Source organism: Qipengyuania triglochinis, assembly GCF_054655615.1.
Map to the genome: position 1 here is coordinate 208,002 of NZ_BAAHND010000003.1, position 24,362 is coordinate 232,363.

At 59.7% G+C, this 24,362-nt stretch carries 16 protein-coding genes; 4 read left to right on the forward strand and 12 right to left on the reverse strand.

Features of this window, described 5'->3' with window-relative positions:
* Nucleotides 1–46: 46 nt before the first annotated feature.
* The 5 genes from ACYQ0G_RS12780 to ACYQ0G_RS12800 all read right to left on the reverse strand — a co-directional run bounded on the left by ACYQ0G_RS12780 (nucleotide 47) and on the right by ACYQ0G_RS12800 (nucleotide 7,602).
* Nucleotides 47–1,483, reverse strand: a complete 1,437-nt coding sequence (locus ACYQ0G_RS12780) for an efflux transporter outer membrane subunit (protein WP_460103227.1) — start codon at nucleotides 1,481–1,483, stop codon at nucleotides 47–49.
* Nucleotides 1,484–1,494: 11 nt separating this feature from the next.
* Complete coding sequence (locus ACYQ0G_RS12785; protein WP_460103229.1) at nucleotides 1,495–4,683, reverse strand: efflux RND transporter permease subunit; 3,189 nt, start codon at nucleotides 4,681–4,683, stop codon at nucleotides 1,495–1,497.
* Between the two features lie 50 nt (nucleotides 4,684–4,733).
* Entirely contained in the window at nucleotides 4,734–6,062 is a 1,329-nt protein-coding gene (locus ACYQ0G_RS12790) for an efflux RND transporter periplasmic adaptor subunit (RefSeq protein ID WP_460103231.1), read from the reverse strand.
* Nucleotides 6,063–6,286: 224 nt separating this feature from the next.
* Entirely contained in the window at nucleotides 6,287–6,886 is a 600-nt protein-coding gene (locus ACYQ0G_RS12795) for a TetR/AcrR family transcriptional regulator (RefSeq protein ID WP_460103378.1), read from the reverse strand.
* Between the two features lie 98 nt (nucleotides 6,887–6,984).
* Nucleotides 6,985–7,602, reverse strand: coding sequence for a flavin reductase family protein (locus ACYQ0G_RS12800; RefSeq protein WP_460103233.1), 618 nt, complete (start codon nucleotides 7,600–7,602; stop codon nucleotides 6,985–6,987).
* Between the two features lie 305 nt (nucleotides 7,603–7,907).
* Here ACYQ0G_RS12800 and ACYQ0G_RS12805 point away from each other — a divergent pair, with 305 nt between their 5' ends.
* Together ACYQ0G_RS12805 and ACYQ0G_RS12810 are read left to right on the forward strand one after the other, a co-directional pair.
* Nucleotides 7,908–9,476 carry a DUF5597 domain-containing protein gene (locus ACYQ0G_RS12805; protein WP_460103235.1) on the forward strand — a complete coding sequence of 523 codons (1,569 nt, stop codon included), beginning with the start codon at nucleotides 7,908–7,910 and terminating at the stop codon, nucleotides 9,474–9,476.
* Complete coding sequence (locus tag ACYQ0G_RS12810; protein WP_460103236.1) at nucleotides 9,473–12,286, forward strand: TIM-barrel domain-containing protein; 2,814 nt, start codon at nucleotides 9,473–9,475, stop codon at nucleotides 12,284–12,286. The genes ACYQ0G_RS12805 and ACYQ0G_RS12810 overlap by 4 nt, the downstream gene beginning before the upstream one ends.
* Before the next feature lie 119 nt (nucleotides 12,287–12,405).
* Here ACYQ0G_RS12810 and ACYQ0G_RS12815 read toward each other — a convergent pair whose 3' ends face one another.
* From ACYQ0G_RS12815 to ACYQ0G_RS12830, 4 genes are read right to left on the reverse strand one after another with little or no spacing between them, the layout of a single operon-like run.
* A complete protein-coding gene (locus tag ACYQ0G_RS12815; RefSeq protein ID WP_460103239.1) occupies nucleotides 12,406–13,674 on the reverse strand; it encodes a TolC family outer membrane protein in 1,269 nt (422 codons plus the stop codon).
* Nucleotides 13,667–16,093 carry an ABC transporter permease gene (locus ACYQ0G_RS12820; protein WP_460103241.1) on the reverse strand — a complete coding sequence of 809 codons (2,427 nt, stop codon included), beginning with the start codon at nucleotides 16,091–16,093 and terminating at the stop codon, nucleotides 13,667–13,669. The genes ACYQ0G_RS12815 and ACYQ0G_RS12820 overlap by 8 nt, the downstream gene beginning before the upstream one ends.
* 13 nt (nucleotides 16,094–16,106) lie before the next feature.
* Complete coding sequence (locus ACYQ0G_RS12825) at nucleotides 16,107–16,787, reverse strand: ABC transporter ATP-binding protein (RefSeq protein WP_460103243.1); 681 nt, start codon at nucleotides 16,785–16,787, stop codon at nucleotides 16,107–16,109.
* A 17-nt stretch (nucleotides 16,788–16,804) separates the two neighbouring features.
* Nucleotides 16,805–18,100: an efflux RND transporter periplasmic adaptor subunit gene (locus tag ACYQ0G_RS12830; protein ID WP_460103244.1), complete on the reverse strand. Its 1,296-nt coding sequence runs from the start codon at nucleotides 18,098–18,100 to the stop codon at nucleotides 16,805–16,807.
* Nucleotides 18,101–18,247: 147 nt separating this feature from the next.
* On the opposite strand from ACYQ0G_RS12830, the gene ACYQ0G_RS12835 reads away from it, so the two are divergent.
* Nucleotides 18,248–19,462 (forward strand): sigma-54-dependent transcriptional regulator, encoded by a 1,215-nt coding sequence (locus ACYQ0G_RS12835; protein WP_460103246.1) that lies wholly within the window; start codon nucleotides 18,248–18,250, stop codon nucleotides 19,460–19,462.
* The gene (locus ACYQ0G_RS12840; RefSeq protein ID WP_460103248.1) at nucleotides 19,459–20,592 is read left to right on the forward strand and encodes a sensor histidine kinase; all 1,134 of its coding nucleotides are present in this window, start codon (nucleotides 19,459–19,461) and stop codon (nucleotides 20,590–20,592) included. Before ACYQ0G_RS12835 ends, ACYQ0G_RS12840 begins: the two co-directional genes overlap by 4 nt.
* A gap of 233 nt (nucleotides 20,593–20,825) precedes the next feature.
* Here ACYQ0G_RS12840 and ACYQ0G_RS12845 read toward each other — a convergent pair whose 3' ends face one another.
* Genes ACYQ0G_RS12845 through ACYQ0G_RS12855 form a run of 3 tightly spaced genes read right to left on the reverse strand, consistent with a single transcriptional unit; the run spans nucleotide 20,826 to nucleotide 24,360 of the window.
* A complete protein-coding gene (locus tag ACYQ0G_RS12845; RefSeq protein ID WP_460103249.1) occupies nucleotides 20,826–22,208 on the reverse strand; it encodes an ABC transporter permease in 1,383 nt (460 codons plus the stop codon).
* Nucleotides 22,205–23,623 carry an ABC transporter permease gene (locus tag ACYQ0G_RS12850; RefSeq protein ID WP_460103251.1) on the reverse strand — a complete coding sequence of 473 codons (1,419 nt, stop codon included), beginning with the start codon at nucleotides 23,621–23,623 and terminating at the stop codon, nucleotides 22,205–22,207. Before ACYQ0G_RS12850 ends, ACYQ0G_RS12845 begins: the two co-directional genes overlap by 4 nt.
* The gene (locus ACYQ0G_RS12855) at nucleotides 23,620–24,360 is read right to left on the reverse strand and encodes an ABC transporter ATP-binding protein (RefSeq protein ID WP_460103381.1); all 741 of its coding nucleotides are present in this window, start codon (nucleotides 24,358–24,360) and stop codon (nucleotides 23,620–23,622) included. The genes ACYQ0G_RS12850 and ACYQ0G_RS12855 overlap by 4 nt, the downstream gene beginning before the upstream one ends.
* Nucleotides 24,361–24,362 lie beyond the last annotated feature (2 nt).

Here is a 24,362-nt window from a genome sequence, read left to right on the forward strand (position 1 = left end):
CAATCCGGAGGCGAAGGCGTCACGGTGAGACTGCCACCAGCGATCTCTATCCTTCTTCATCTTCGCCTTCGAAACTGACCTGCCATCCTCCGCCCAGAGCGCGAAACACTGAAATCTGGTCTTGGGAAACTGCGGCATCTTGATCGGCAAGCTCAGCCCTCGCTTCGGCAAGCGTCCGCTCGGCATCGAGAGTGTCGAGGGAGTTAACCAGCCCCTCTCGGTTTTGAGCGCGAACGATGCGGGCGGCGCGCTCGGCGGATTGGACGGCAGTCACTAGGATACGCCGCCGTTCGAGCGACCGCGCATAATTCGACAGTGCTGTTTCCGCTTCCTGAAGCGCCGCGAGCACTGTTCCGTCGAAGGCTGCCAACGAGCCCCTTGCATCTGCCTCAGCGGCATCGATCTGCGCAAAGATCGGCTCCCGATTTGGGAAGGTCCAGTCGATCAACGGTCCGAGCAGGAAGCCTAGCGGACCTCCCGAAAACAGATCGCCCAGATTTCCAGCGTTCGATCCGATGGATGCGCCTAGGGTAATGCGGGGATAAAGATCGGCGCGGGCAACCCCGATCCTCGCGCTATCGGCTAACGCGCGCTGTTCTGCCGCGCGAACATCGGGACGTCGAGCCAACAGCTGAGCTCCGTCGCCCACAGGAAGTGGCGCAGTGATCTCAAGCGGAACGTCGCGCTTACCGATATCGGCAAGCAATTCTGCTGGCGCACGACCTGTGAGCGTTGCCAGCGCGAATAGTGCTGCCCGGCGCTGAGCCTCGATCGAGGGGATCGCCGCCGACCGTTGTTCCAGCAAAGTCTCGATCCGAGCGACCGCGAGACCATCGGTATAACCGGCATCGTGCCGTAGCTGGGTAAGCCGAAGACTGTCATCCAGAAGCTCGACGATCGATTTCGCCACCCGTAACCGCTGAGCGGCGCTGGCCGCGTCGGCATAGGCTAGGGTCGTATCGGCGACTATTATTACCCTTACCGTATCTGCATCGGCCCGCGCCGCTGCGACATCGCTGCGGCCTGCGGCAATTCCGCTGCTCACTCTACCGAAAAGGTCGATTTCATAAGCAATGTCTGCGCCGACCGAAAACTGGCCGCCATCGCGATCCTGGCCTGGTAAGGTCTGGTCTTCAGGCGTGCGGCCATAACCTGCAGCGGCATTCAGACCCGTTTGGGGCAGACGGTCCGATCGCGCGCCACGCAAAGCTGCGCGGGCCCGGTCGATCCGTGCAACCGACTGCCGGATATCGGTATTTGCGGCAAGCGCATCGGCAATCAATCCGTCCAGGACAGGATCGCGATACAAGTGCCACCAGCCTTCCGGGAGCGGCGCGGCCGATACCGCGCCCAGCTCTGCAGAAAGGAAGGGGCCCGTATCCACATCGGGGTTTGGGACGGAGGCGATGCGATCCGGCCCCGCCGCGCAGCCGGCTAAGGCAAGCGCGAAAACGGCGGGGAGCAGAAGATTACGGAATGTCATCGGTGATAGTCCTATTCGGCAGGCAGCATGGAATGGCCCGCTTCGTCGCGACGACCGCGCCCGCGCAAACCAGCGAACCGGTCACCCAAGGCACGACAGACGACGTAGAAGGTGGGAGTGAAGATCAGTCCGAAGCCGGTCACGCCGAGCATGCCGAAGCACACTGCAGTGCCGAGCGCTTGTCGCAATTCGGCGCCCGCGCCCGTCGCGATGACGAGAGGCACCGAGCCAAGGATGAAAGCGAAGCTGGTCATCAGAATCGGGCGCAGGCGGGTGCGTGCTGCCTCGATTGCAGCGTCGACCGCGGAGAGGGCGTGCAGAGCCTCGCCCTGACGAGCGAATTCAACGATCAAAATTGCGTTCTTAGCTGACAGCGCGATCAGAACGACGAGACCAATCTGAGTGAGGACGTTGTTGTCCATGCCCATGAGATTGACCCCGACCATCGCCGCAAGCAGACACATCGGCACAATAAGAATGATCGCCAGCGGCATGATCAGGCTTTCGTACTGAGCTGCCAGCACGAGGAAGACGAGCAACACCGCCAGCCCGAAAACGTAGATGGCAGTGTTGCCAGTGCTTGCCTGCTGGAACGCTATGCCGGTCCACTCGGTCGAATAACCTTGCGGCACAGTTTCTGCCGCAACCTTTTCCATTGTTATAAGCGACTGACCGGTGGAACTCGTCGGAGCAGTGTCGCCATCAATCGCGACAGCTGGAGCAAGGTTGTAGCGGCTCACGCGGTAAGGGCCGGTAGTATCGGAAATAGTCGCGAGGGATCCCAGTGGCACCATTGCCCCGCTGCCCGAACGGACATGCAGATTTCCGATGTCGCTTACATCATCGCGATAGCTGGCATCTGCTTGGGCAGTTACGCGGTAGGTCCGACCGAGCAGGTTGAAATCGTTGATGAAGGCGCTTCCGAGATAGACCGACAACGTATCGAAGATGTCGCTTGGAGCCACGCCGAGCATCTGCGCCTTGTCGCGATCGATGTCGGTTTTTACGCGCGGCGTACCCGTATCGAAGAAGGTATAGACACCGGCCAGTCCCTCTTGTTGATTCGCTTGAGCGATCACCGCATTCGCGACATCCTGCATTTGGCGATAGCCTTGCCCGGAGTTGTCCTTCAGCATCATGCGAAAGCCGCCGGCTGAGCCGATACCCTGGATGACAGGGGGTTTTACGATCATCAGCCGTGCTTCGTTTATGTCCGCAGTTGCAGCCTGGGCCTTCGCAATCAGTTCGTCGATCGAGCGGCCATTGCCCTGCCTGTTTTCAAATTCGTCGAGTACCCAGTAGGCTGCAGCAGAGCTGGCGGACTGAGTCTGCGTCGTTCCGTCAAAACCGGAGAGCATGACCGTACCGGTGATGCCTTCGATCGGCAGCACGCGCTCGGCAACCTTCTTCATGACAGCATCGGTTCGCGTGGTCGCCGACCCGGGCGGAAGCTGAATCACCGACACGAAATATCCCTGATCCTGTTGCGGCACGAAGCCTGTCGGTGTTGCGGCTAGCGTGAGACCGGTGAGCCCGATCAACATCGCATAGGCAACCATCATGCGCCGCGGCATCGCTACCAATCGCGCTGTCAGGCGCGCATACCAATCGCTGAATCGCTCAAAGCCAGCATTAAATTTCTCGCCTGCTCCCTCAATCGCTCTGCGCCAACGAGGCGCGTCATCCGGCAAGTGTTCATGCGGCTTGAGCAACATCGCGGACAACGCCGGCGAGAGGGTTAGTGACACGAACAGCGAAATAATCGTCGCCGCGGAAATGGTGACGGCAAACTGCTTGTAGAACTCTCCCGACAGACCGTTCATGAAGAGCGTGGGCACGAATACAGCACACAGGACCAGCACGATCGCCACCAAGGCGCCGCCGACCTCATCCATCGAGCGCCGCGCAGCTTCCAGCGGAGTATAACCTGCCTCGATATTGCGTTCGACGTTTTCGACCACCACGATAGCGTCGTCGACAACGATGCCGATCGCCAAGACCAGCCCGAAAAGCGAAAGATTGTTGAGCGAATAACCAAGCATCGCAAGGACGGCGAAGGTTCCAACAAGCGAGATCGGAATGGCAAGCACGGGGATAATGGAGGCGCGCGCCTTCTGCAGGAACACGATGATCACCAGCACCACCAGCACCACTGCTTCGAGCAATGTGTGCAGCACTGCATCGATGCTTTCGGCAATGAATTCGGTTGGGTTGTAGACGATGCGGTATTCGAGCCCCTGCGGAAAATCGGCAGAGAGTTCTTCCATCGTTGCCTTGACCCCCTCCGCCGCGTCGAGAGCGTTGGAGCCGGGCTTCTGGAATACCGGCAGGATCACTGAGTCCATGTTATTAAGATAGGCAGATGTGGCGTAGTCGGTCGCGCCGATTTCAACCCGCGCAACGTCACCGACCCTGATCTGCCGTCCTTGTTCGTCGGTACGGATTACGACGTCGGCAAACTGGGCAGGACTGGTAAACCTGCCCTGTGTCTCGACATTTAGCTGAAAGGCAGATTCTGGGCTTGGTTGCTGGCCGAGCGTGCCTGCCGCGACCTGTACGTTCTGCGCTCGCAGGGCCCGGACGACATCGCTTCCCGTAAGGCCCAGCGTCGCAGCCCGTCCCGGATCGATCCAGACCCGCATTGCCAGTTCGCGCTGGCCGAACATCTGGACGTCACCAACGCCGTCAAGTCGTGCCACTCGGTCCTTGATCCGGGTTTGCGCATAGTTGGAAATGTATTCGCGATCGAGCGAGCCGTCTGGCGAGATCAGGTTTACAACCATCAGGAAGTCGGGCGTCGTCTTGCGGGTGACGATGCCCAATCGTTGAACTTCTTCTGGCAGGCGAGCCTCGGCAATCGCGACGCGGTTCTGGACCAGAACCTGAGCCTCATCGAGATCAGTACCGGGCGCGAACGTTACGGTTATGGTCATGCGCCCGTCGCCGGTTGACTCGCTCGACTGATACAGCATGCCGTCGACGCCATTGATCTCCTGCTCGATCGGGTTGGCCACGGTGTCGGCCACCGTCTCGGCAGATGCGCCGGGATAGACCGCGGTAACGGTTACAGTCGGAGGGACAATGTCTGGATACTGGCTGATCGGCAGGAAGAAGTACGAAATCGCGCCAACGAGAGTCACTAGGACCGCCAGGACACTGGCGAAGATCGGTCGATCGATAAAAAAGCGGGAAATTGACATGGACGCACTCCGGGCGTGAATAAGGGCGTGTGGGGTGCCGCGTGCGCGGATCAGCTAGCGAGGCTGGCGGATGAGGCAGGGATCGCGGCGGGCCCTTCCCTTGCTTTGTCGCCGGCGGGCGCGGCCACTTCGATCCGCCCATTCTGAGCGGTGACCTTCTGGCCAGGCATCGCCATTTGAGTGCCCTTGATAATGACGCGGTCCGAGGGCTTGATACCTCTCTCGATCACGCGGAGTTGCCCTACGATCGGCCCGAGTTCGACTGGCCGACTAGCCACCGTTCCGTCTTTCTCGACCACCAACACCAGCTTGCGTGTCTGGTCTGTGACGATAGCGGTGTCGGGTATCAGCAAAGCCTGGTGTTTACCCCCGGTCGCCAGCCGCATCCGGCCGAAGAGACCCGGCGCGAGGAAGCCATCGCCATTTTGGACAACAGCCCGCGCCCGGATAGTACCCGACTGACTGTCGAGCCCGTTATCGGTAAAATCCAGTGCGCCGTGCCAGCGGTACTCGGTTTCGTCCTGCAGGCGTATTTCAACCGGGGTGCCCTTCTCCAGTCCTTCGCGGCGCGCTTTCAGGAACAGCGCTTCCGAGCCGGTAAATTCGAAATAGACCGGATCGACGGCGTTGATTGTGGTGAGCAGCGTAGCGCTGCTTCCGCCGCCGCCGGATACGAGATTGCCTGCATCGATGCGGCGGTCGGATATGCGGCCGGAAATCGGCGCGCGAACTGTGGTGAAACCAACGTCGAGGGCACGCGCGGACACCCGGGCCTTTGCGGCGGTTAAGACTGCCGCATCGTTTCGCACCTCTGCTTCCAGGCGATCGATTTCGGTACCAGCAATCGCATCTTCGCTAACAAGCCGCTGTGCGCGCGCCAGATTGTCTTTAGATAAGGCAAGCGCGCTTTCGGCGCGCGCAACTTCTGCCCGCGCTTCAGCCAGCGCTGCGCGATATGTGCGCGAATCGATGGTAAACAGGGGGGCGCCTTGTTGTACGAATTGACCATCGGTGAAATGCACCCGTGTGATCTCGCCGGATACTTGGGGGCGAACTTCAACGCTGCGACTAGCCTCGAAACGGCCGACGAACTCATCCCATTCGGTGATTTCTCTTTGCAGCGGATGCGCGGCAGTTACGACCGGCGGTCCTGCGGCCGCGGTAGCTTCAGGCTTGCTGCCCATCAGCCACCAGGCAGCCAAAACGGCGGCCACTAAGGCTATGCCGAGCCAAAGTCGCTTCCGTCGAGGCATGAGAGGTCGGTCAGCAAGACGAACACCTTCTTCCGGGTCAGAACCGTCCAGAATTTCGGCAATGTGCTGGGCGCGGCGCTCTTCAGCGACTTGATCCGCTTGGCGATCGAACGGTGTGTCGAACATGAAATATACCTGACCTTATCGGACAAGCGTCCCCGTCTCCAAAAGCAAGGGCTTTCGAAGCAAAACGCTCGTAATTCGGATGAGCTGGAGACTTGCGGCAACCAGCCGCCGCACAACGAAGTATCGCTGCGTGACTATCTGTACCGATAAGTATGTAATCTGACGTTCAGGTCAAGAGGAATTTATGTACCGCTAGGTATTTTTTAGCGAATCTCAGTGAGAGATCAGCGCGACGGCCAAGAAAGCAATGCAGATTCAGTAACTTGCAGAAGGTCTTGTCTGCTCGCCCCCGATTGCGCTTGAACGGACATGCCCTGCATCAAGGCAAGAAGGTAGCGCGTTATCGCCGTGGCATCGGTCGGTACGACAAATTCACCGGCATCGATGGCGCGTTGCATCCGGTCGACGATTAGTTGTTTTGCAGACTCGGCACGCGCATTCACATCGTCACGAATGGAAGGCTCAATGCTCTGGCACCCGACCGAAGCAATTACGCCCATACAACCTCGGCATTCCCCACCCGTGGCCACATCTACGGCGCCAAGTAACAGCGTTTCGGCAACCGCCCGCGCCGTGGGCGCTGCGATCGCCTCGCCAATATAAGCGAGCTTGTCTTTCTCGTAGAGGTCGAGCGCCAGGATGAAGAGATTCTCTTTATTGCCGAAAGCGGCATACAGGCTCGGGCGGGTAATCCCCATCGCCTCGGTCAGGTCGCTTAGGGAGGTGCCTTCATAGCCCTTCTGCCAGAACAGGCGCAGCGCATGGCCAAGCGCCTCGTCTGTATCGAATTCGCGTGGGCGACCTCGTGTTGCAACCTTTTCCATACTTTTAAGTATAGAACTTCTGCCCAAATTTTCAATGCCGACCGAGATCGGGCGCGGGTGCGGCAGTGTAGCATGGACTTCGCCAAGACCCGACCTGATCAACCAGGACGCCTCATCTTGAACAGCTGGTCTTCCGATATCTCGAAATAGTCGGCCGGGCCGCCACCGCGAGTTATCGGGTGTGGGCGCGCGGTTTGATAGATCCCGTCCTCAAGCATCGCCACGTCGATATGAATGCAGACGGTTTCTCCTATGACCAGCCACTGGTCGAGTTCGATGCCTTCCTTGTTCTCCAGACGGATGAGCTGGCTTAGCCGGCATTCGAAATGGACCGGGCTGCCAGCAACTCGATCGGGTTTCACCATCGCCGATGGTAATGTGGCGAGCCCGGCAAGATCGAACTCGTCGACATCGCCATCCACACTCGCTGAAGTGACGTTCATTTGCTCTGCCTGAGCCATCGTCGCCAGGTTCCAAACGAACTCGCCGGTTTCCTTAACATTGGCCACGGAGTCTTTCCACCCGGACGAAGCGAAGGCAATGAGCGGGGGGCTGTAATTGATCAGATTGAAGAAACTGTAAGGAGCGAGGTTCCTTGCCCCATTAGCGCTCATGGTCGAAATCCATCCGATAGGCCGCGGCGCAACAATAGCGTTCAAGGGGTCGTGCGGCAATCGATGCCCCTCAGCCGGATCGTACGTGTGAAATACCGTCATCTACTGCACTATGCTTGCGCAGCGGTTCGGTTCACGAAAGCAGAGAGTTTGACAGCTTTAACGACGTAATTTTGCATTGGTACAGTTCGCGGAATGTAGCCCACCACAAGAAAAACAAATCGAAGTCCAGCTTTCGGCGGTTTCGGTCATAGGTTTTACACCGTTACCATAAAGTACCTACCTTGTCGGGCGCCACCGAAACCCTTGCAATGCTGCTCAACTTTGCAATGGTAGCGCAAACACGGGAGGGGATGTTGCGATTATTTGCGGTCTTAGCCGGCGTCGTCCTGACGTGTGCGTTTGTCATGCCGGCTGCATCGCGGGTTCCGCATTTCGAGCGGGGTAGCGCTCACACCGCTTTGATCGTCGATGGTGAGCCTTATCTGGCGCTGGCTGTTCAAGCGAATAATTCCTCCAACTATCCAGCCGTGCTGGAACAAGTTTGGCCGATGATGGACCGGCTATACGCGAACACATTGCTGATGCCCGTCGCGTGGGAACAGATCGAGCCGGTAGAAGGGCAATACGATGTCTCTTTCCTCGATACGCTGCTGCAGCAGGCGCGTTTGCACGACAAGCGGCTGGTGCTGCTGTGGTATGGCGCCTTCAAGAACACCACCCCCGCTTACGCGCCTGCCTGGGTGAAGCGCGACGGAGTGCGTTTCCCTCGAATGCGCAATCCCGATGGCAGCGCGCATTACGCGCTTTCGCCTCATGCCGAAGCTACGCGGCAGGCCGATGGTCGTGCCTTCGCGCAGCTCATGCGGCGACTGGCGCAAATCGATCCGCAGCACACAGTGATTATGGTTCAGGTCGAGAACGAGACCGGCAGCTATCGTCTCGCCCGCGATCATGCCGATGGACCAGCGCAGGCTTTTGCCGAGCCGATCCCGAAAGAGCTCGCCGATGGACTGGGCATAGCGCGGCAAAGCTGGAAGGACGCTTTCGGCCCGCGCGCCGAGCAGTTTTTCACGAGCTGGCACATGGCTCGCTATGTCGAACACGTGGCGCAAGCTGGCCTGGCCGAATGGGACCTGCCAGTAATGGTGAATGCTGCACTAGGCGATGCGTTTACAGATGTGGGCGGCGATGTCGGGCCATCCGGTGGACCCAACTGGAACGCGCTGCCGATCTGGCGGATCGCCGCCCCCAGCGTGGATGCCTACGGACCCGACATCTACAACCGCGATGCTGCGTCGGTCATCCGGTATCTCGATCACTATGGTGAGGGCGACTGGCCCCTGCTGGTCCCTGAGATCGGGAATGCGAGTGCCTACGCACGGTTCATCTGGCCGACTCTCGGCAAGGGCGGTGTCATGTTCAGCCCGTTCGGGATGGATGCCACCGGCTACGTCAATCATCCTCTCGGCGCGCCCGAACTGGACGAGGAAACGCTGGAAGCCTTCGCTGCGCCTTATCGCTTGCTGGCTCCCGCAGCGCGCGACTGGGCCCGCGTCGCAATGAACCACCCCACCTGGGGCACTGCCCGTGGGCCGGACGCAAGCGACCAGTTTCATACGATGGGCCGATGGCAAATCGGCGCGTATTACGGCCGCTGGATGTTCGGCGAGGATGAATGGTCGTTCGAAGACCAGCAGGATCATCCGCTGAAAGACGTGCCCACCGGCGGGACCATGATCGCGCAACTGGCCGACGACATTTTCCTGATCACAGGAAGGAATGTGCGTGTGCGCCTGGCGCTGGCTAATCCCGCTACGGGAGAGCAGGCGCAGATTATCGAGGCCCAGGAAGGCAGCTTCGTCGATGGCCGATGGGTGATGCGCCGTCGCTGGAACGGCGACCAGGTGGATTACGGATTCAATTTCGGAAAACAGCCCGTGTGGCTCCGTGTGGAAATGGGAACTTACCGATGAGAATTGCAATCGCCGCGACCGCCAGCATGTTGGCGCTTTCCACTTCGGCCCTGGCAGGCGAGGTGGAGCAGGTCGATCACGGAATGCTGGTGACGACCGATGCGGGTGAGCAGGTACGCGTGCTCGCTTTCGCCGATGGCAGCTTTCGCGTGACAGTGGCCGAAGAAGTAGGCGATGCTGCCGAAAGCCTGATGGTCATCGCCGATGCCGACGGTGATCCGCAGTTCGCTTCATCGGACGGCTGGGCCAGCCTTGTATCAACCGGCGGTACTGCGATGGTGCAAATGTCGGACGGGCGACTGGCGGTTTACGGCCGCGAGGGCGAATTGCTGCTCGACGAGAATGCATCGGCCCGCACCATCACCCCCGTCGAGCTGGAAGGGCAGGAATGGTTCGCCACCCGGGTCCAGTTCAATCGCTCCACGGACGAAGGCTTGTACGGCCTTGGCCAGCACCAGAACCGGCAGATGAACTATAACGGCGAAGACGTGGAGCTGACCCAGCACAATATGTCGATTGCCGTGCCTTACCTCGTTTCCACCCGCGGTTACGGGCTGCTGTGGGACAATAATTCGATTACCCGGGTCGGGGATCCCGAGCCTTATGAGAAGCTCTCGCTCGATTGGCAGGCTGATTACTATCTTGGCGACCGAATGGTTATCTCGCGAGCCGAGGATACAATTGATTATCAATATATTCGCGACCAATCCCGCTGGCCAGCTGAAGCTACCGCTGCAGTGGAAGCAGCCACCACGGGCCAGAATACGGCGGGCAATTCGGTGCAAGAGCAGCGCGTCGTTTGGACCGGCACGTTCACGCCTGAAATCAGCGGCACGCACAAATTCCGGCTCTATTCCTCCAGCTATGTCAGCGTGTCGGCCGATGGCGAAGAAGTGCTGTCACGCTGGCGGCAGAACTGGAATCCCTGGTACCATAATTTCGAACTCGACCTCCAAGCTGGCGAACCAGTCACGCTGCAGATCGACTGGGAACCCAACCAGGGCTACATCGCACTCGAGCATGCGGACCCTCTGCCAGACGCCGACCGCCACTCGGTCAGCTTCGCGAGCGAAGCGGGAAAGGCCATCGACTACTATGTCGTTCCTGCGCCCACGATGGACGATGCGATCGCAGGGTACCGCCGACTGACCGGCAACGCACCAATGATGCCCAAATGGGCGTTCGGCTTCTGGCAGTCGCGCCAGCGCTACAATACGCAGGCTGAATTGCTGGATGTCGTGAGCGCTTATCGCGATGCCGAGATACCTATCGATAACATCGTGCAGGACTGGTTCTACTGGCCTGAAGACAGCTGGGGTTGCCATTGCTTCGATCCCGCCCGCTTCCCAGATCCCGCGGGCATGGTGCGCGAGGTGCACGACCAGGATGCACGGATCATGATTTCGGTCTGGCCGAAGTTCTATCCCAGCACCGCGCACGCCAAGGAGCTGGCAGCGGGCGGGTACCTCTATGAACGGCCGCTCGAGGCGGGTCAGCTCGATTGGGTGGGTCAAGGCTATCCCAACACCTTCTACGATCCCTACGCACAGGAAGCGCGCGAGATTTACTGGCGGCAGATGCGCGAAACATTGATACCGATGGGCTTCGATGCGTGGTGGATGGATGCAACAGAGCCGGACTGGCATTCCAATCTCTCCGTCGAGGAACGCAAGTATCAGATGACCAGCCCTGCCACCGGCGTACCGGGCACGGCGATCTTCAATTCCTATCCCCTCCCCCATGCCGAAGGTGTGGCGAATGGATTGCGTGAGGCGCAGCCGGATAAGCGTCCCTTCATTCTCACCCGCAGCGGTTTCGGCGGCGTGCAGCGCGCGTCGGCTGCACTGTGGTCGGGTGACGTGGCAGCCCGGTGGGACGACCTGCGCGACCAGATCAGCGCCGGCCTCAACCTTAGCCTCGCAGGTGTGCCGCATTGGACGCACGACATCGGCGGTTTCTCGCTGGAAAATCGCTACAGCCAGGAAGACCCCGAACACCTTCCGGAATGGCGCGAGTTGTATACGCGCTGGTTCCAGTTCGGCGCCTTCACCCCGCTGTTTCGCAGTCATGGCGAATATCCGCAGCGCGAGACACCCATCATTGCGGCGCAGGATCCTGCGATGATGGAAAGCCTCACATACTATCACCGGCTGCGCTACGCGCTCATGCCCTATATCTATACCGTCGCCGCGAGCACGCATTACGACGACGCGACGATGATGCGGCCGCTGGTCATGGATTTCGAGAGCGATCGCGCGAGTTGGAAAATCGACGACCAGTACCTGTTTGGTCCCGCACTGCTGGTGGCACCCGTCACCCAATTCGAAGCGCGCGAGCGTGAAGTCTATCTTCCTGCCGGAGCAGATTGGATCGATGCGAACACTGGCCAGCGCCTGACCGGAGGGCAAACGATAACCGCTGCCGCCCCGCGTGAGCGCATGCCTCTCTACGTTCGCGCCGGATCCATCGTGCCCAGCGGCCCAGTCGTTCAATCGACGGCGCAGGATACGGGAGGCGACCTTACTGTGCACGTCTTCTCAGGAGCCGACGGCACCTTCACACTCTACGAAGATGAAGGAACCGACATGGGCTACAAAGATAGCGAATTCACCCACATCCCAATGGCTTGGAGCGAGGCTAAGCAAACTCTGACCATTGGTCAGCGAACAGGCAGCTATCCCGGCATGCACACCCGGCGCAAGATAGGCGTGGTTGTACACAATGGCAGCAGCGATCTGGCAGTATTCTCTAAGGAACCGACTAGGACGATCATCTACGATGGTGATGCCATAGAACTGTCTTTTCGTTAGCGGATACCTTCACGACATTGCTTCTTTCATTCGACGCCTCGGTGGTGACACCGTCAAAACGCCCGTTCAAGCACGGTATCAGAGCCTTGCAACCCTATACTCATCGACGATTTGTTCGATTAGTCCAGATAAGCCTTCCGATTGAGAAGACCCGAGGCTTTAAGCAGCGCAGCCTGCGCAATCAGAACATCACTGCGCGCGCGAGCCAAAGCGAGTTGGGCAGAGCGATAGCTCTGTTCGGAAAGAAGAATATCGAGCGTCGAGCGAAGTCCGTATTCATATTCTGCCCGCACCCCATCGAGCGTCAATTTTGCGGCAATCAGTCCTTCCTCGTTTGCCCGTTCGCGTCGCGTCGCAGCCTGTAGGTCCGCCCAGGCAGTGTCGACTGAGCGGATCGTTTCGCGCGCTACGACGAGGATGGCATAGCGATCCGCCCTAAAGGTCGCTTCGGCTTCTCGTATTTGAGAGGCTACCAGGCTACCACTCACCAACGGAATCCGCAGGGTAATCCCGACCGAGGCAATGTCGTTGTAGCCTCTAAGGTCACCACTCGTTTCACGCACTGCACCGCCATAAGCTCCTGAGAGTCCTACGCTCGGCGAGCCCTCGGCGCGGGCGCGGTCGATCCGCGCTGCAGAAGCTTCGGCAATCCTAAGTCGCTCCAGCAGGCGGGGATTGGAAATCTCGGCATACGCACGCGCGGTTGACAGATCAGCCGGAAGTAGAGACGGAAGGAGAGTAACGTTGTCCAGCGTCCGTGGATCCCGACCTACCACTGCCAAATAGGTTGCCTTTGCACTCGCCGATTCAGCCTCTGCATCGGCAAGGTTGGCGATGACGCTCGAACGCTGCGCTTCGAGTTGCGCGACATCGGTGCGGGTGGCCTCGCCAAGATCAAAGCGAGACTGCGCCTCGCCCACCTGCTGGTCGAGCCGCTCGATCCCGATACGCGCAACCTCGACCGCTTCCTGTGCAAACAGGAGATCCGCATAAGCCGTCACTACCCGCTGCAGCATAACTGCTTCGCTGTCACGCAGGTCTTGCTCTCCTGCCGCAACATCGGCCGATGCTGCACGAACGGAAGAGGAAACGCGCCCTCCGGTCCAGATCGGCAAGTCGGCGTGTAAATTCGCGCTGCCGGAGATGTCCCCACCGGCATCGTCATAGCCGCTATCGGCCGTTGCAAAGAGCGCCGGCCGCCCTTCGGCTCGAGCCTGCTCCGGCGCTTCCTTCAGCGCCTCCTGCCGCGCCTGCGCCTCTGCCAGCGTAGGATTGGTGGCATAAGCTGATGCAATCGCTTCCCGAAGCGTGTCTGCGTAGGCAGGCGCCGAGAACGCTAGCGCCCAACAGGCAAGCGCGGCACCCTTCATCGACAGGCCTTTAATCATGACGCAAGGCCCATGCAGGTGTTGTCCGACTTGCGCGCAAGGACTGACCGAGCACTGTCGAAACGGCGATGGCAATAGCAACCATACTGGCACCAATGAAAAATACAGGGGAAAGCGCGATCCGGTCGTTAAAGCCTGCAAGCCATGTGCGCATGGCCAAATAGGCCAGCGGCCATGCGATCAAGTTGGCAATCAGCACGGGCCGCATGAACTGGCCTACGAGCAGCTTGACGATATCGGTCGATGAAGCGCCGAGCGACTTGCGAATGCCGATCTCCTTCACCCGCCGCGCGGTGTTGAAAGAGGCGAGGCCCCACAGGCCAACAATGCCGATCAAGACAGCTAAGCCGGCGCCAAGAGCGAACAGGCGGGTGGCACGTTCGTCATCCTCATAAAATTGCGTTAGGCGTTCGTCTGCCGTTTCCGCGCCGAAGGGAACTTGCGGCATAAGCCCATGCCAGATCGTTTCCAGCCTATCGCGCAATTCGCGCGGATCGCCGGTGAAGCGTATCGAGGCGACATTGTTACCTGTACGTGTCGGGTCCGAATAGTAGTAGTAATAGGTGGGCGACACAGGCTCCCGCGGACCAAAGAAATTAAGGCCCCCGATCACGCCCACGATAGTGCGTGGGCGCTCGCCGCCCACAGTTTTGCCGACAGCCTCGCGCGGATCGGCGAAGCCGAGCGCGCTTACTGCCTGCACGTTGATGAGCACATTGCTACCCTTCGCTTGATCGCGATTGCTGCTGTCGTCGGCAACCCTTTGGTCGAAGAGTCGGCCTGCGATAAGCCGGGGGCGATAAACGTCAAGGAAACCTGGGCCGAGCACTTCCCACATCAGCGATGGGCCCTCGCCAGGGACTCCCGGTACGTTCACGTTGTCTGCGTTTCGGCTTCCACTACCCCCTACGACGGTATTCGCTACCCCGATGCTCCGCACTTGGGGCAGCGCGTGGACCTGCTCTACGAAGGCGCGTTGCTGGCTAGGTTCAACTAGGCTGTCGCGCAGCGACGTAACGGTCATTAAGCCGTCCCGCTGGAAACCGATATCAGCAGTTCGGGCGTGCTGCGTCTGCGCCACCAAGACACCGGTCGCAATGAGAAACGCGATGGCGAGGCCGAACTGTAGCACGACCAGCGCTTCACGCACACGCGTCCCGGCGCGACCGCCGCCGGGTGAGCGGGATGAGGCGAGGACCGCTGCCGGGCGATAACGCGACAAGACCAGTGCAGGGTAGATGCCGGCGAAGAAACCCGCGGCAACCGTGAGGACGACGAGCGCGGGAATGACTTCGGAATAGGGTATGAAGAGCGACAATCCGCCCGCCGCGTTGATAAGCGGTAGGCCGAGCTCGGCAAGGATCAAGCCCAGCAAGGCCGCGATCGCCACGGTCAGCATCGCCTCCGCCAGGAACTGCCGCATCACTGCGCGGCGATCAGCCCCTAACACCTTGCGCATGGCGACCTCACGTGCGCGCAGCGCAGCGCGTGCGGTAGCCAGATTGACGTAGTTGATGAGAGCGATCAGCAGTGCGAAGGTACCGACGAGACTTAAGGTCACCAGCGTCATCTTGGCGCTCGATGCCGAATTGCCCTGGGGTTCGAGATGATTATCGGCCAAGGGCAACAGGCTCAGGCCCGCGACGTCTGACGCATTCTCGCCGAGGTCGGCGCGCCCCCGCTGATCGACAAAGGCGGGCATCGCCGCATCGTATCTTGCGGCATCGGCAGGATCGGAGACACGCAGATAGGTTTGCAGACTGGTGCTGCCCCAGTGATACCAGTTCGAATTGATATCCGCGATGTTGGCCGGAAGGGGGAGGAGGATGGCTAGCTTGAAATCGGTATTGTCGGGCAGATCCTTGAAAACGCCGGCTACGCGGTAGGGCTTAGGCTCCCACAGGGAAACGATCATGGTCTGGCCGATCGGATCGCTCTGTCCGAAATAGCGTTTGGCCGCACTCTCGCTGATCACCGTGGAGTCCGGTTCTTCCAATGCCTCAGCACCTTCTCCCGCCACAATCGGGAGCTCGAACACATCGAAGAATGATTTGTCGACCATGGCGACATCATCGATGATCGCAGCATTGCCGAGCTGCACGATCCCGCCGCCTTCACCGCCCATTATCCGGGTCCCGACGAGCTCGGGGAAGTCCTCTTGCAGCTGATCGAGCAGTCCGCCCATGGTCTCGGTGTAGCGACCCGCAAAAGGGCTCGATTGGTCCTTCCATTCGGACTGGATGGCGTAGACCTCATCGTAGTGGTGAAGCCACGTTTCGTAACTCGTCTCGAAGCGGACGTAGAGGCCGAGCACAACAAAGACGGCGATACCTAACGCCAGCCCGCCAATATTGAGCGCGGCGTAGAGCTTATGCCGGGTAAGCGAGCGATAGAGCGACAAGAGGGCGAAACGGTTCATCCGTATGTCCTCCTCAAATCGCGCGCATGGCGCTGGCGACAATGCGACCATCGAGCATGTCGATCCGGCGCTTCGCCATGTCGGCGTGGCTGGGCGAGTGGGTCACCATCACGATGGTCGCGCCACTTTCGTTGAGCGCGGTGAGGATGTCCATCACTTGCTCGCCATTAGCGCTATCGAGATTGCCGGTTGGTTCATCTGCGAGAATCAATTTGGGCTGGCCCACAATTGCACGGGCGATGGCCGCTCGCTGCTGCTGGCCCCCGGAAAGCTGGTGTGGAAAATGCCGTGCACGATGGGCTATGCCGACCGTATCCATCGCAGATGCAACCCTATCCGCCTTGTTGCCCGAAACATCCTTGCGATAGGCGAGACCCAGCGCGATGTTCTCCTGAATGGTCAACTCATCGATAAGATTGAAACTCTGAAACACGAAGCCCAGCTGCGCCGCGCGAAACTTGGCCAGCTTCTTTTCGGCAAGCGTGGCGAGATCGATATTGCCGAACCAGTAATTACCTGATGTCGGCCGATCGATCGTTCCTAGCGTGTTTAACAGGGTAGACTTACCGCAACCCGATGGTCCCATGATGGCGAGAAAATCGCCTTCGGCCACATTGAGGTTCACATCGACCAAGGCCGTCGTTTCGACCTCGTCGGAAATGTAACGGCGTTCGATATTGTCGAGCTTGATCACGAAGTTTACCCCTCTTTTCAGCGAATGTTGATTGTATCGCCCTGCACCCTCGCAAGGTTGCTGATGACGATGCGCTGCCCTGGCTCGAGGCCAGACAGGATTTCGACTTGGCGCGGATTGCGGCGCCCGATTTCTACACTTGCACGATGCGCTACGTCGCCATCTGGACCGATAACGAAAACCGACGATCCGCCATCGGTAAGCCATCCTCCGACAGGCGCGATCACTGCAGAAGTTGCGGCTCCAAGCGTGATCCGCACGTCGAGATTCTGCCCGCGATTGAGATATCGTTTTGGTGATGTGTTGAAAGTCAGTTCGATGCGGAACCGTCCTTCACCGACTGTCGGCAGGACCTTCGACACGGTCAAACCCGCGCCTGACGAGGTGCGGGCCTTCTGCCCCACCTCGACCCGACCAAGATAAAATTCGTCTACTTGCGCCTCCAGCTTCCACGCGCCTTCGCTATCTACCTGCCCGGCCGGATCTCCAGGGGCGAGCGTTTGTCCCGGTTGGAGCGGAAAGTTGGTGAGACGGCCCGCCGTCGGTGCCCGGATTGTCAGCGCATCGAGGCTGCCGCGCACCGCGGCGAGATTGCTGCGCAATCGTGTCTTGGTCGCGTCGAGCATCTGACCCTGAGTCGCGGTGATCCCGGCTTCGACGGCGCTGCCATGGCGCAACTGCGAGAGGCGCCGGGCCTGGTAGTCTACCTCTTCCTGGTAACTCTTTACTCCAGCGTCGGAAACGAAGCCCTTCTCGTGCAATTGCTTGCGAATATCGAGATCGCGGCGCGCGCGGACCAGGTCGTATTCGGCAGCGGCCACCTGGCTCGCGCGCTCAACCCGCGAACGCTGGATGCCTAGGTTTTCGGCCGCAACACCACCGAGCTGGCTGGCGATCTGCGCTTCCTGGCTAAGCACGGTGAGTTCGAGATCAGGATTTGCCAGCGTGGCGAGCGCTTGCCCCTTGGTAACCAGCGTGCCGTCCTGCACGTACAATTCTTCGACTTGGCCTCCACTCATCACGCCGACCAATGTGGTCGTTGCGGGAACGACGCTGGCACGCACGGGAAGGTAATCGGCGAAAGCGGCGCGGATGACTTCGCCAGTCTGAAGATTGTCCCCATCGACGTCGGTCGATCCGCTGGGGGGAATCGCGCGCCATCCGGCAACTGCGATCGCCCCAACTGCCATGGTAATCAGCAAACGTTTGTCGCGCCATAACGGGACTTTCGGTTTCTCGACCTTTCGGTCCATCGCGGCACCGCGTGCGGGCGAAGACAAACTGCTGGACTGTTCGGCTCTGTGCGTCATCATGTGCTCAGTATCGCCGAACAGGATCAAAAGACCTAAGTATCTATGATCACTAGTAATCCCCGAAGTGTTTCTGCATTTAACCGTCCATTGCCGGACACTGTGTCCGCAAATGGACAGCAGAGCGAAGCGTCAAGCAAAAAGCTCGGCTTGGCGATTCTCCTGATCGATGATCGACCTGAAGTCGCCAGCGCGATGGAGATCGCTTTCCGCATGGCAGGACACAGTCTGACTGTGGCGCACGAACCGGAGGACGCATTCTCTAAACTCGCCCGAACGCAGTTCGATGGTATAGTCCTCGATCTCAATTTTACCCCCGGCAAGAGCGACGGCGAAGAGGGGCTTGCCTGCCTCCACCGGATCGTGTCAGATGACCCTGGAGCCTGCGTCGTGGTGTTGACTGCGCATGGTGGCGTTCGCATGGCAGTGAAAGCTATGCAGTCGGGCGCGCGAGATTTTGCGGTCAAGCCTTGGAACAACGCCGACCTGATTAGCAAGGTTGAAGCTGCGGTGGGTCGCCAACCGCTCGCAGCGAGCGCAAGCACACAGGTTACCAACCGCAGCATCGCACCGGCCCGCATTCTTGGCAAGAGCCAACGCATCGAGGAATTACGCCGACTGATACGTCGGGTCGGTCCAACAATGGCCGGGGTCGCGATCACTGGGCCGTCGGGGGCGGGGAGAAAGCTGGCGGCAATGGCCGTCCATGCAGCCTCTGCCGATGCCAACAGAAAGCCGCTGCAGATCGATCTGCGCGAAGAGGGCGCACTTGAAGGAATTGAGGATGCAGAGGGGAGCGTGATTCTGCGCTATCCCGAGCGTCTCGACGAGCTCGCGCAGGACCGGCTCGCCATGAAACTCTCCGATAATGTCCGGCCTATCACGATCTCCGACCGGCTCGAAGCGCTATACCCTGCGCTCCGCAGGCGGCTCGGTACAATCGAAATTGCCGTACCCTCTCTTACAGAGCGCCGCGCGGATATTCCGATCCTTGCGCGCCATTTCGTTTCCGATGCAGCGGCTCGCTTTGGGCGCACCTCATCGCGCCTGACCGAAGCGGCCGAAGCTGCCCTGCGCGAAGCCGACTGGCCCGACCAGGTTCGCGGCCTGGCGGCCGAGATTGAGTGTGCTGTTTTGCTGACCGATGATGAGACGATCGATACCAGCTCCCTGTCCATCGCCCAACCACTTGCAGCCAACCGCCCCACTGAACAGGATACTCCCAGCTTCGATCTAAACCGCACCGAAAAGGCGATGATCGTAGCCGCACTGGCTGAGCATCATCACAACGTCAGTCATGCGGCGAAGGCTCTGGGGCTTAGCCGAGGCGCGCTTTATCGGCGGATGGAGCGCCACGGGCTATGATGCTGTACCATCGGCGAGGATGGCGCGCGGTCGGGCTTGGCATCGGCCTGTTCGCCTGCGCATCCGTCGCGGTCTTCGCGTGGGGCACCGGACGCTGGGGCCTGTTAACCGGTGCAGGACTCGCAGGGATATGGGCACTTGCACTCGCGTGGTGGAATTCCGCGTTGGCCCCATCTCTCAAGCCGGAAGGAGAGAGCGAAACGGAAGATAACGAAGTTGCGGTCCATCGCCTGCTGCTCGATGCTGCGCCGACCCCGCTGTTGGCGATCGATCGTGATACGGCACGGGTACTCAACCGCTCTGCACGCGCAGCTTTTGGAGCCGACGACCGCATTGTCCCAGTGCCTCCTCCCCTCCTCGATCCTGCGACTACGACGCTCCGCCATGAGGGGCGGCTTTGGCGAATCGACCGGGTGGAAACTTCATCTGGCGTGACAGTTGCCGCGCTGATCGATGTCGAGCGCGAGGAACTGGCTGCAGAGGCGCGTGCCAGTTCGGATTTGATTGAGGTACTTGGACATGAATTGCTCAACGGTCTCTCACCAATCGTTTCACTGGCAGAGAGTGCGCAAACGGCGGCGGCGCAGGAGCCGGTGGATACTGCGTTGCTGGTCGAAATCTTGGGCCCCCTTGCGCGCCGCGCTGAAGGCTTGCAGCGCTTCGCAAGCGATTACCGGGCGCTCGCCCGACTACCTGAACCAATACTCGCTCCGACTTCACTCGACCAATTCGCGCATGACCTAGCGCAACTTTTTGCGCGGCGGTGGCCCGCCGCATCTCTCAAGCTTGAGGTAGACGACACTGGCGAATGGAGGATGGATCGCGACCAGATGCACCAAGCTGTTTGGGCCCTGCTCAATAATGCTGCCGAAGCGACGATCAAGACCCAGAAGCCTCGCGTCGCTCTGTCAATAGCGCGCAAGAGCAATAAGCTCACAATAACCGTCACCGACGAAGGGGTCGGCATTGCGCCGGAAAGTATAGGCATAATCTTTCGGCCGTTCCACACGACCAAATGCCAAGGCTCCGGAATTGGCCTATCGCTCGCAAGACAAATTGCGCGTGGCCATGGTGGATCGCTGGAACTTACTGGCGTAAATCCTACCACCTTCCAAATAGGCCTCCCGTAAACTCCCTCCATTTCAAGTAGCGCTTTGTAAGTTGGGCCAATGTCGAAGCAAACCGCTAAACTAGAAACTCAGGGTTCGGTCGACGACCAATTGCTTACGCAAGTTGTGGGCATCTTTGTCGATATTCTGAAAATCAAGAATATGAGAGGTCTGCTACGCCACCTGTTGCGAAAAATTCTCCGCCTTTCCCGCGATTAGCCGCTCCCGCAACTTTGGCTCATAATCCCACGCTATTAAGTGCCCCGCGGCAAGTGTGCCCCGTTCACGCCAGAGACACGCAGCGCGCCGAAACCTATTGCTAGCATTGCCAATATGCCGAGAGAAATTAGCGAGCTTATCGTTAGAGTGCCCGTTGCGCTTCTGGCTTCGTATCGTGGGATTTGCGCGAAGTCGGCGTTGGTGAACGCGCGTTCATCGAACATGTACGGGTAGTAGAAGCTGCGAAGTCTGTCGTGGAAGGCCGCGATGCTGTCCTGATAGGCAAGCTGGCCGCGGATATCGGTATCGGCGAGCCGGTGGAGAACATTCATCGTTCCAACGCCGGGTAAGACGAAGCCGAGCGCATCCGTCAGGTCTTCGCGTCGTGCAAGACTCGCGCGATAGGCGGCGACGTCAGCAGCAACCGCTTCATCACCTACCTGATGCATCGCGTAATACCATTTCCAGTGAAAGCGACCTTCAAATTCCTCTTTGCCGCGCCATTCGGGATGGTTGACGAAGAATCGTTCGAACGTTTCGGCTTTGGGAATATCCCAGCCTTTATGGACGACCTCGCGCTGTGCCAGAGTGAGGTCAATTCCTTTGGCAACCGGGACCGTGCGCGCAATAGCGGCATTGGCCAGGGTCGGTATGACAAGCGTGAGTACAATCCAGCACCCGATCATTGCCGCCGCTGCAGTGGCGGACGTACGCAGGCTTGCTCCGATTAGCATCGCCAGACCGAACCAGAACGCGCAATAGAGCGCGGCTGTCAGAAGCATGGCTGCGATGCCCGAAGCAGGCGCGGCCATGATCACTCCACCGACAATTAAAGGCAAGCCGAGCGCGGCGAGCACCGCGCCATAACGCAGACTCACCCGGCGGCGCCACAGCCCGCCCCTTGGCAGGGAAAGCAGCAACCGTAGCCGCCCGTTCTCGCGTTCGCCGGTTACCAGATCATGACCGAGGGCGATCACGACCAGCGGCAGGAGATAGATGAGTACGAACGCCCAATCGAATACGCCCGGAAGCGCCAGTTCGGGATTGTACGTTTCTGAATCATAGAGCTGCGCTTGCAGCCCAAGCGCGCGTACTCGCAAAACATAAGGCTGTAGATCGCGCTGACCGATTGCCGCGAAAGATAACGGCGGCGGCGGATCCTGCGTCAGCATGAAGCCGTAATAGGCGTTGTAGCCCGCATCCCCCTCGGGGCCAGCATTCGCCTGTTCGACCGCAGCTAGATCACGAACCTGCTCGCGCTCTACCCGGTCGATAGTGGCGCGCTGGTGCTCGATTTCGGAAATCCCGGCCCATAGCGCGGCACTTGCCAACACCAGCAGCAATAGCAGTGCGAGAAGATTGCGGCCGGAACGCAACAGCAGCCGCGTTTCGGCTAGCCAGATTGAAGACGTGCTCATCGTGCAGTCCTCCCAATGCGACGCGCGGCGAATGCTGCCAGCGCGCTAAGTGCAACAAGCCATGCGAGCAAGACAGCGAAGGGCCAAGCAATGGCCTGAGAACGCTCCAAGGGATCTACTGGCTGGTAAGCAAAGCGGGGAATCTCTTGCCAGTAGGCGGCCGAGATACGCGGATCTTCGCCCCCTATGCCGGGCAGCAGCTCGGCCTGCATTCGGTTCAGCCGCTGGACGAAATCGTAGCGAAAGCGCTCGGCCTGATTCAGAAAGTCGTGATGCGCCGCCAGATCGCTGCCTGCGAACGCCATCGACAGCTGCCGAATAGCGATAAGTGGGCTAACGACGGAGAATGCGTGGACGAAAGCGTTTTGATGAGTCTGGCGCGCAATTTGCCGTTCAGCGGCATCAGCGTAAATTTGTGTCGTCAAACGCTCACCCTCGATGCTGACGAGGCCGGCATACTGAACTGGCAGCTCCTCAACGGTGTCGACCCCATATTCGGCTAGAACCTCTTCCTTGAAATCGTTGAAGTAGGGATCTTCAGGATCGTGGCTGTCCCCGATTTCGAGCAGGTCGCGGTGTAGCGCGATTTCGGTTTCGATCTTGGTCGCAAGTTCGCTCTGCGCCGAGGCTGCTTCGGGCAATGCGCGCGGAAGCAGGATCACCGTCACCATCCAGAGGCCGATGAGGATAGCCAGCGCATCGCGCGGGCGTGCTGTCAGCGCTGAAACAACCACGCCGAGCACCGCCCAAAGCAAGAGCCAGGCGGCATAGCCCAGCACCATCAGGCCCACGCTCCCCCAACCGGCCGCGCCAGTGGCCGCGAAAACGCTCAATACAGCGAACGCCGGTAGGCCTACCACGAGCGCGATGGCTCCGTGTCCAAGAAGTTTTCCAGCGATCAGGCTGCGTCCACCCACTCCTTGGGCCAGCATCAGCTTGAGCGTGGCACGCTCTTTTTCACGTGCGACGCTGGCGAAAGTCAGGAAGATCAGCAGCAGCGGCGCCAGAGTCTGCAGCACGAAGGCTGGAGTCAGCTGGCCGAAGCGCATGAGCAACGATGATTGGCGTGCCTCGGCGAAATTGGCGCTGTTCTGACGATGCCCTTCGAGGAAGATTGTGTTCCCTGTGAAACTGTCCACGCCTGGATCGAAGAACGCCAACGGAGAAATCGGGCGGAATACGAATTGGCCGTAATGGACCATTCGGTGCGGATGGCGATCGGGCTGCGCATCGAAAGTCTCATCGACGCTGGCCTGATAGCGCTCGCGATCTGCTTCGATCGCATTACGCCGTTCCAGGCTGGTGAAACTGGCCACAATAATTAGCAATACGAGCAGCGCGGTGGCGATCAGCCCTGCGCGGTTGCGCGCGAGCACTCGCCACTCTTCGCGCGCGATCAGGGTCGCAGCACTCATACCGGTTCACCTGAACGAGCATAGCGCGCATGGAGAGCGTTGAGATCGAACCGTGGGCCTGTGGAATTGGCTTCGCGCTCTTCCTCGATGCGGCCATCGCCCAGAAAACCGATCCGGTCGGCGATGTCGACTGCGCTCACAATGTCGTGCGTAACCATCAGGACCGCGACCTCGCGTTCGCGCGCAGCATCTAGCAACTGGTTGAATTCGAGCACGGCGCGCGGATCAAGCCCTGAGGTCGGCTCGTCCAATAGCAAAACCGGCACGTCTCTTGCCAACGCAAGGGCAATTGCAACTTTCTGGCGCATGCCCTTGGAATAACCAGAGAGCCTCTTGTCACACGCCTTCGGTGCGAGGCCCACAGCAGTTAGGCCGCTGTCGATAGCCTCCTTACCGCGTGTCACCCCGGCCAGAGCAAGGAAATATCCGATATTCTCACGCGCAGTGAGATGTTCGTAAAGCGAGACGTTCTCCGGCACATAGGCCATTGTCGCGCGCGCGCCGCGAGGATCGGCCACAGGGTCGATACCGCATACCCGCACCGTCCCTCGTTCGGGAGCCAAGAAGCCTAAGAGCGCTGAAAGCGTGGTCGACTTGCCCGCCCCGTTGCCGCCAAGCAGCGCGTATATTTCGCCCCGGCGCACGGTTAGATTGAGCCCGCGCAGCACAGCGTTCGCGCCATAGCTGTGATGCACGTCGGCAATTGCGATGACAGGCGTCAGATCATGTTTCAGCATCA

Excerpts from the sequence above, each read along its gene's own strand:
- ACYQ0G_RS12830 (WP_460103244.1), bottom strand. The coding sequence starts at position 18,100 with ATGATGACGCACAGAGCCGAACAGTCCAGCAGTTTGTCTTCGCCCGCA.
- ACYQ0G_RS12800 (WP_460103233.1), bottom strand. The coding sequence starts at position 7,602 with ATGACGGTATTTCACACGTACGATCCGGCTGAGGGGCATCGATTGCCG.
- ACYQ0G_RS12840 (WP_460103248.1), top strand. The coding sequence starts at position 19,459 with ATGATGCTGTACCATCGGCGAGGATGGCGCGCGGTCGGGCTTGGCATC.
- ACYQ0G_RS12780 (WP_460103227.1), bottom strand. The coding sequence starts at position 1,483 with ATGACATTCCGTAATCTTCTGCTCCCCGCCGTTTTCGCGCTTGCCTTA.
- ACYQ0G_RS12805 (WP_460103235.1), top strand. The coding sequence starts at position 7,908 with ATGCCGGCTGCATCGCGGGTTCCGCATTTCGAGCGGGGTAGCGCTCAC.
- ACYQ0G_RS12795 (WP_460103378.1), bottom strand. The coding sequence starts at position 6,886 with ATGGAAAAGGTTGCAACACGAGGTCGCCCACGCGAATTCGATACAGAC.
- ACYQ0G_RS12845 (WP_460103249.1), bottom strand. The coding sequence starts at position 22,208 with ATGAGCACGTCTTCAATCTGGCTAGCCGAAACGCGGCTGCTGTTGCGT.
- ACYQ0G_RS12785 (WP_460103229.1), bottom strand. The coding sequence starts at position 4,683 with ATGTCAATTTCCCGCTTTTTTATCGATCGACCGATCTTCGCCAGTGTC.
- ACYQ0G_RS12820 (WP_460103241.1), bottom strand. The coding sequence starts at position 16,093 with ATGAACCGTTTCGCCCTCTTGTCGCTCTATCGCTCGCTTACCCGGCAT.
- ACYQ0G_RS12790 (WP_460103231.1), bottom strand. The coding sequence starts at position 6,062 with ATGTTCGACACACCGTTCGATCGCCAAGCGGATCAAGTCGCTGAAGAG.
- ACYQ0G_RS12850 (WP_460103251.1), bottom strand. The coding sequence starts at position 23,623 with ATGAGTGCTGCGACCCTGATCGCGCGCGAAGAGTGGCGAGTGCTCGCG.
- ACYQ0G_RS12815 (WP_460103239.1), bottom strand. The coding sequence starts at position 13,674 with ATGATTAAAGGCCTGTCGATGAAGGGTGCCGCGCTTGCCTGTTGGGCG.
- ACYQ0G_RS12855 (WP_460103381.1), bottom strand. The coding sequence starts at position 24,360 with ATGCTGAAACATGATCTGACGCCTGTCATCGCAATTGCCGACGTGCAT.
- ACYQ0G_RS12810 (WP_460103236.1), top strand. The coding sequence starts at position 9,473 with ATGAGAATTGCAATCGCCGCGACCGCCAGCATGTTGGCGCTTTCCACT.